Annotated in this window: 7 protein-coding genes; 1 reads left to right on the forward strand and 6 read right to left on the reverse strand. The window is 69.3% G+C overall.

Annotated elements, in window-relative coordinates:
• The 5 genes from BR07_RS26855 to BR07_RS0122550 all read right to left on the reverse strand — a co-directional run.
• Positions 1 to 231, reverse strand: a 231-nt coding sequence (locus BR07_RS26855; RefSeq protein WP_155957170.1) for a leucine zipper domain-containing protein, incomplete at its 3' end; no start/stop codon positions are given.
• 192 nt (positions 232 to 423) lie between these two features.
• Positions 424 to 1,407 carry a hypothetical protein gene (locus BR07_RS0122535; protein WP_027507335.1) on the reverse strand — a complete coding sequence of 328 codons (984 nt, stop codon included), beginning with the start codon at positions 1,405 to 1,407 and terminating at the stop codon, positions 424 to 426.
• Between the two features lie 116 nt (positions 1,408 to 1,523).
• Complete coding sequence (locus tag BR07_RS26460) at positions 1,524 to 1,880, reverse strand: hypothetical protein (RefSeq protein ID WP_155957171.1); 357 nt, start codon at positions 1,878 to 1,880, stop codon at positions 1,524 to 1,526.
• Between the two features lie 72 nt (positions 1,881 to 1,952).
• Positions 1,953 to 2,117, reverse strand: coding sequence for a hypothetical protein (locus tag BR07_RS0122545; protein ID WP_155957172.1), 165 nt, complete (start codon positions 2,115 to 2,117; stop codon positions 1,953 to 1,955).
• A gap of 463 nt (positions 2,118 to 2,580) precedes the next feature.
• Positions 2,581 to 2,778: a hypothetical protein gene (locus BR07_RS0122550; RefSeq protein ID WP_155957173.1), complete on the reverse strand. Its 198-nt coding sequence runs from the start codon at positions 2,776 to 2,778 to the stop codon at positions 2,581 to 2,583.
• A 219-nt stretch (positions 2,779 to 2,997) separates the two neighbouring features.
• Here BR07_RS0122550 and BR07_RS26085 point away from each other — a divergent pair, with 219 nt between their 5' ends.
• Positions 2,998 to 3,801 (forward strand): EAL domain-containing protein, encoded by an 804-nt coding sequence (locus BR07_RS26085; RefSeq protein WP_051613721.1) that lies wholly within the window; start codon positions 2,998 to 3,000, stop codon positions 3,799 to 3,801.
• A gap of 247 nt (positions 3,802 to 4,048) precedes the next feature.
• Here BR07_RS26085 and BR07_RS27210 read toward each other — a convergent pair whose 3' ends face one another.
• Positions 4,049 to 4,696 carry a class F sortase gene (locus BR07_RS27210; RefSeq protein ID WP_027507339.1) on the reverse strand — a complete coding sequence of 216 codons (648 nt, stop codon included), beginning with the start codon at positions 4,694 to 4,696 and terminating at the stop codon, positions 4,049 to 4,051.
• Positions 4,697 to 5,398: the final 702 nt, after the last annotated feature.

The following is a 5,398-nucleotide window of genomic DNA, read 5'->3' on the forward strand; positions in this document are numbered from 1 at the left end:
TCGTCGTTCGGTGCGTCTCGGTGTGCGCGCGGGGCTGCGGCGGGGCCGGCTGGACCGGTCGATCATCGCCGGCGCCCCGCCGGCCCGGTACCGGTCGGCCCACTTCTTTGCGGTGGTCGGTGAGACCTGGAAGCGTTCGGCGGCCCGCCGGATGGACCAGTGGTCGTCGACGATCGAACTCGCGAGCTTCAATCGTCCCTTAGGGGTGAGGGAGGCGTTAGCGTGGGACACGAGGACCTCTCGGTTGTCGGTGCAGTTGTGGTAACCACACCGATACCGGAGGTCCTCACCTCTCTGTTGTCGCCACGCCGTCCACAACGTCCCTGGCCATTACAGCTAGCTGAGTTGTCACCGTTGGTTCCCTGACGGGTCTGCACGTGTCTGCCCGCAGGTGTGCCATCGACGTGCCCGGCACGATGCCGGTCAGAGGTCATCGAGAAGTGCAAGGGTGCGGAGCAGCAGCTCCTCGGCGCGGTCTCCGATCTCGGCGAGGACGTCCCCCACATCGGCGAGGGCGGCGTGCGCCGACGCTCGGGCTGCGACACCCGCCGCGTACGTGTCGGACAGAACCACCGCGCCATCGCCGGGCACGGTCGGCGGCCCCGCCGCCGACCTAGACGGCGCGGGGCGTTCGGGGATGGGTCGGTGTCGTACCGGTGCCCCTGACAGATGCGTGGTCACCACGGACGTGATCGCCCCCGGTGTCATCGCAACCAGCGGCAGCGGGACCGCCCCCCACCGGTCGATCGGCACCACCACCGGACCGAAATCACTCCGACCATCCTCGTCGTCACAGCCCGGGAAGGCGCCTGTCCGCAGGTGTAGTTCGAGCACCCGCGTCGACGGGTGATCCTGCACCGCCCGGAGCACCTGTTCCCACCGCCGCCACACCGCCGCGTAGTCGATCACCGCACCACCGCCAGCGGCGCTCGAACCGAGGTGCAGCTGGTGGTGTTCACCGATCCGCACGCCGTCCCCGACGACGGTGATGTCGCGGCGGTCGAGGTGGGCGATGTCGACCGCACGCAATCCCGCCGCGTACAGGGCGTGGATCACTGCGTCGCGGCGCCCGAACATCCCGGTCGGCCACCCCGTCACCGGTAGCGCGGCGATGATCGGCGCCACGCGACCGCGCAGAACCGCCATCCGCTCGGTGCGGGCCTGGTCGAGTTGAAGGCGGATCGCGGTGACCGTTCCCGGCGCGGGGTACCCGGCGGCGGTGTGGGCCCGGTTGACGACCGCCACCCGTCGCCGCTGCGCGGCGTTCCCGGTGGGGTTCTCGGCCAGGAAGGTCGCCACCGTCAGTGGCGATGCCGGCAAGGCGGTCGTGTCGGCGGCGGCGCACCAGTCCGTGAACAGTGCCCACTCGTACCGGTACCCGACCGGCACACCCGCACTCTCCGCCACAACTACTGACGCTATCCCCACTCCCCGACACCTCGACCTCGGCGAGGTGAGGTCTGCCGGGAGCCGGCGGCGCTCGTGTGCAAAACCTGTGACGACCCTCGGGTGAGACGCGTGGGTCAGAACATCGACAGCTGCGCCGGGTCCGGTCGTGGCCGACGCCAGCGCGGCGACACCGAGGTGGCCCGGTGGTGCGCCGGGGCGGGCGCAGCGGGGTCGACGACGCCGGCGCGGGCGGCGATCATCGCCCGTACCGCGGTGCGGTCGCCCGCCCGCACCGCGCTGGTGAGTGCGCCCGGAGCACCGAAACGGGTACGCCAGGGCGCCGAACCCGGTGTGGGAGCGCCCATCACCGAATCGGTCAATCGGTCGAGCAGGACATCGAGACGGTCGTGCAGCACGCGCACCGCCTCGTCGACGGCAGCATCCGACACACCAAGGGTCGAGTCGCGCTGTCGGTCAACGGGTGTCGCCATGACGGTCACCGTACGCCGCCCGATCGTCGATGGAGCGGACCTCACCCGGACAGAACCGACGGTTCACGTGAGTCACGCGGTCCTGTGTCGGGCACACCATTGTTCTGCCGGAGCGGCCACGGGCTGTAGCATGGTCGGCCCTTCGATGCACAGGCTGTTCGACAGCAGGATCGCGCGCACGGTGGCGGCGAGGAGCTCGTGCGGCAGGGGCGGTCCGGCGAGGGTGCGAATGCGCATGGACCCCATCGTGCCGCCACGGTCCGACACTGTCGGGCAGTGTCAGCGGTGCGGTCATCGACACCACCGTCCATCGCACCGCCCGCACTGGTATTAAAGAGGTTGTCCGGTGACGTTATTCGCGAAATCTATCCCGGTGACGAGTCACACGGAATCCCGTACTGCAGCCATCCGCATCCCGTCTCGGGTAGTGCCCGTCGGGGGCGTTGCTCACCACCAGCGTCCGCACCCTCAGCGGTTCGGGGAGAAGGGAGCGCCACCGCAGTGCTTCGGCGAGGTCGGTACTCGTCCACAGGGCCGACACCAACTCCCCCACACCCGTGGACCGCGGTGAGCGCAGTTCGACGGTGTACACGTACGGCAGCGGGCCCGGCGCTGCAAGTAACGCTTCCCACTGCTCCGAGGGCACGGCAACCCCAACTGGGTTCTCGACGCACTGCACGCGCGCACCCCACGCCGCGCACTACGCCCGAGCTACCTCGACCGCCCCGCCCAGGGTCGTCGCCGCCCGCACCACCACGGTGGCGCGGTCGTCGATCATCCACACCACGAACCGGCCACCACTGTCGTGTCCGTCGTCGTCGATCGCCCCGCTGGCTGCGGTACCGAACAAATCGCAGGACCGCGGCACCGACTCCGGCTGATGAACCATGATTGTCATTCGACACCACCACCCCCGGCGGTGGGCACCGAACAGTCGCGCCCTCGCAGCGCTGGGTCGCGTCCGTGCTGTGTCCTTCCGTTCCGTTCCTGTCGGGGGTAACTGCACGTACGGTCAAGGCATGTCCTCGGCGAGGAGCGGCAGCGGCGGCCTCGCACGGGTGCTGCGTGCGGTGTCCACGAACTGTTCACGTCACCGGTCGTCGAGTCGACCACCGGCATGAACCGGCGCCTGCAAGAGAACACTCCGCGTCCCGATACCGGTGAGATCACAAGCGCGGTCACACCCGAGGAGATTGTCGCGGTACTGCGCCGCGGTGGACCCTCGACGGTGTTCCAACCCGTCGTCGAAGCGGCTGATCTGCGCGTCGTCGGCTACGAAGCCCTCGCCAGGTTCCCCACCGGCACACCCGGACCCGAACAGTGGTTCGCCTCCGCAACACAGCACGCACTGGCAGGGGCACTCGAAGGCGCCGCACTCCTGCGCGCGCTCGACCACGCCGACGCGCTCCCGCCGGAGCTGTTCCTCGCCGTCAACCTCTCCCCCGCCGCGCTCACGGCCGATCCGACTCTGATCGAGCCGCTGCGTCACGCCGCCCGGCATCGCCGCATCGTCCTCGAGGTCTCCGAGCACTCCACCGTCACCGAAGTGGAGAATGCCCTCGGCCTGCTCGACGATCTGCGCGCCGCCGGGGTGGTTCTCGCGCTCGACGACGTCTGCGCCGGGCATTCCGGACTGCGGCAGGTGATCACCGTGCGACCCGACATCGTCAAACTCGACGCGTTCGTCACCCGCGACATCGACACCGACCCCTTCCGCTCCGCCATCACCGCCGCCACCATCACACTCGCCGGCCAGTTCGACATGACCGTCGTGGTGGAAGGCATTGAAACCGATGCCGAACTCCGCACCGTCCGCGAGCTCGGAGCCCACCTCCTGCAGGGATGCCACCCCGGGCAGCCCGCACCCGATCACCGACCTGCACACCCGCCCGACCTGGCGCCTCCCGCCAAGGGGAGCTGAGTGACAGACATCCCCGCGGTCCACGGCGAGACCCCTCCCCCGCAGCGCGAACTACTCCGGGCGCTCGAGCTCGGAGGACAGGTCGAGAAGACGGATGCCGGCGTCGGGACGGTGCCCCAACGGACTGACAACGGCCGAGATCTCGCAAGAGGCCTGCCGGACAGCGGCGGGTGATGATTGTGAACCGCCTCGGCGAACTCGACACGTTCGTCTGAGAGCAAACTCGGGCGCGAAGAAGGCTGAGTCGTCAGATGGCGTCGGCGTAGACGACGATGTTGTCGCCGTAACTGGCGGCGTCGGTGTCGAAGGCGCCGCCGCAGGTGATCAACCGCAGACCCGCATGGTCTATGTCCCCGTACACCGACGAGGTCGGAAACTGATCCTTCGGGTACTGCTCAACCGCGGTGACGGCGAACGAGGCGACGGTGCCGTCCTCTCGGGTGACGATGACCGCATCCCCGGCCGCGACTTCGGTGAGGTCGGCGAACACCCCGGGTGCTCCGTCCCAGTCGACGTGCCCGGCAAGAATCGATGGTCCCAGCTCACCGGGTGTCGGCGACCCGGAATACCACCCGGCCGGGAAACCACCGGACGGCACCTCCATCGTTCCGTCGTTCTGCAGTCCGAGACCGACCAGGTCCGTCTCGACGCCGATCGACGGCACGGACAGGTGCACCGGCGTCGACTCACCGAGAACGGTGGGCGAGGCACCGGTGGGGCCAGTGGTCGTACGTTGCTGCGGCGCCGCCGAAACGGCGGAGTCGGCGGGTGCGGTCGACGAGGGCGTCGAGCACCCGGTCAACACCGCCACCAGCAGGAGCACCGCGGCAACGATCCCCGCCGCGGCCCGGGTTCGGGACGCGGCGGGGCGAGGTGTGGTGCGGGCGGTGCTCACGTCAGCCCGGTGTCCGCGTGTGCGGCGGAGGATCAGCGCGGAGCCTGCTCCGAAAGCTGTGATCGACAGCAGCAGAAGCGACCACTCGGCGGACGAGTGCGACCCAGTCGTGGATCCGTCACCGGTGTCCACACCCCCACGAGGAACCTCGGTGATCTGCGTACCCGGCCCTATGGGAACGCCTGGTGTGTTCGGCCCAGTGGGGACACCCGGTGTGTTCGGCCCTGTCGGGACACCCGGTGTGTTCGGCCCCGTCGGGACACCCGGTGTGTTCGGCCCCGTCGGGACACCCGGTGTGTTCGGCAGACCGGGGACACCCGGAATCGGGGGCAGAGTGATCACAGGAGGCACATCCGGGATCGAGGGGACACCGGGAATGACCGGGACCGTGATCACCACGGGAGGTGCGGTGGTGGTCACAGGTGTTGTCGTGGTCGCGCCCGGTGTGGTCATCGGACCGGGGGTGGTCGTGGCGCCCGGTGTCGTCGTGTCCGGGGTGGTGGTGGCCGGCGGAGTCGTGGTCACCGGCGCGGTGACGCACCCCGGCCGGGTGATGGTGTTGGTGTCGAGTGTGACGTTTCCGTTGCGGGCGAGGACGCGTCCGGCGACGGTGGCGTTCGTATCCAAGGTGATCGAGGTGAGCGCCAGGATCGATCCGACGAAGGTGGTCGATGTCCCGAGGGCAGCGGATGATCCGACCTG

Origin of the sequence: Rhodococcus sp. UNC23MFCrub1.1 (assembly GCF_000686025.1) — a bacterium.
In the GTDB taxonomy this organism is placed as follows: Bacteria; Actinomycetota; Actinomycetes; order Mycobacteriales; family Mycobacteriaceae; genus Rhodococcoides.

Coding starts and splice junctions, on each gene's coding strand:
- BR07_RS0122550 (WP_155957173.1), bottom strand. CDS start 2,778: ATGACAATCATGGTTCATCAGCCGGAGTCGGTGCCGCGGTCCTGCGAT.
- BR07_RS26085 (WP_051613721.1), top strand. CDS start 2,998: ATGAACCGGCGCCTGCAAGAGAACACTCCGCGTCCCGATACCGGTGAG.
- BR07_RS0122545 (WP_155957172.1), bottom strand. CDS start 2,117: ATGCGCATTCGCACCCTCGCCGGACCGCCCCTGCCGCACGAGCTCCTC.
- BR07_RS26460 (WP_155957171.1), bottom strand. CDS start 1,880: ATGGCGACACCCGTTGACCGACAGCGCGACTCGACCCTTGGTGTGTCG.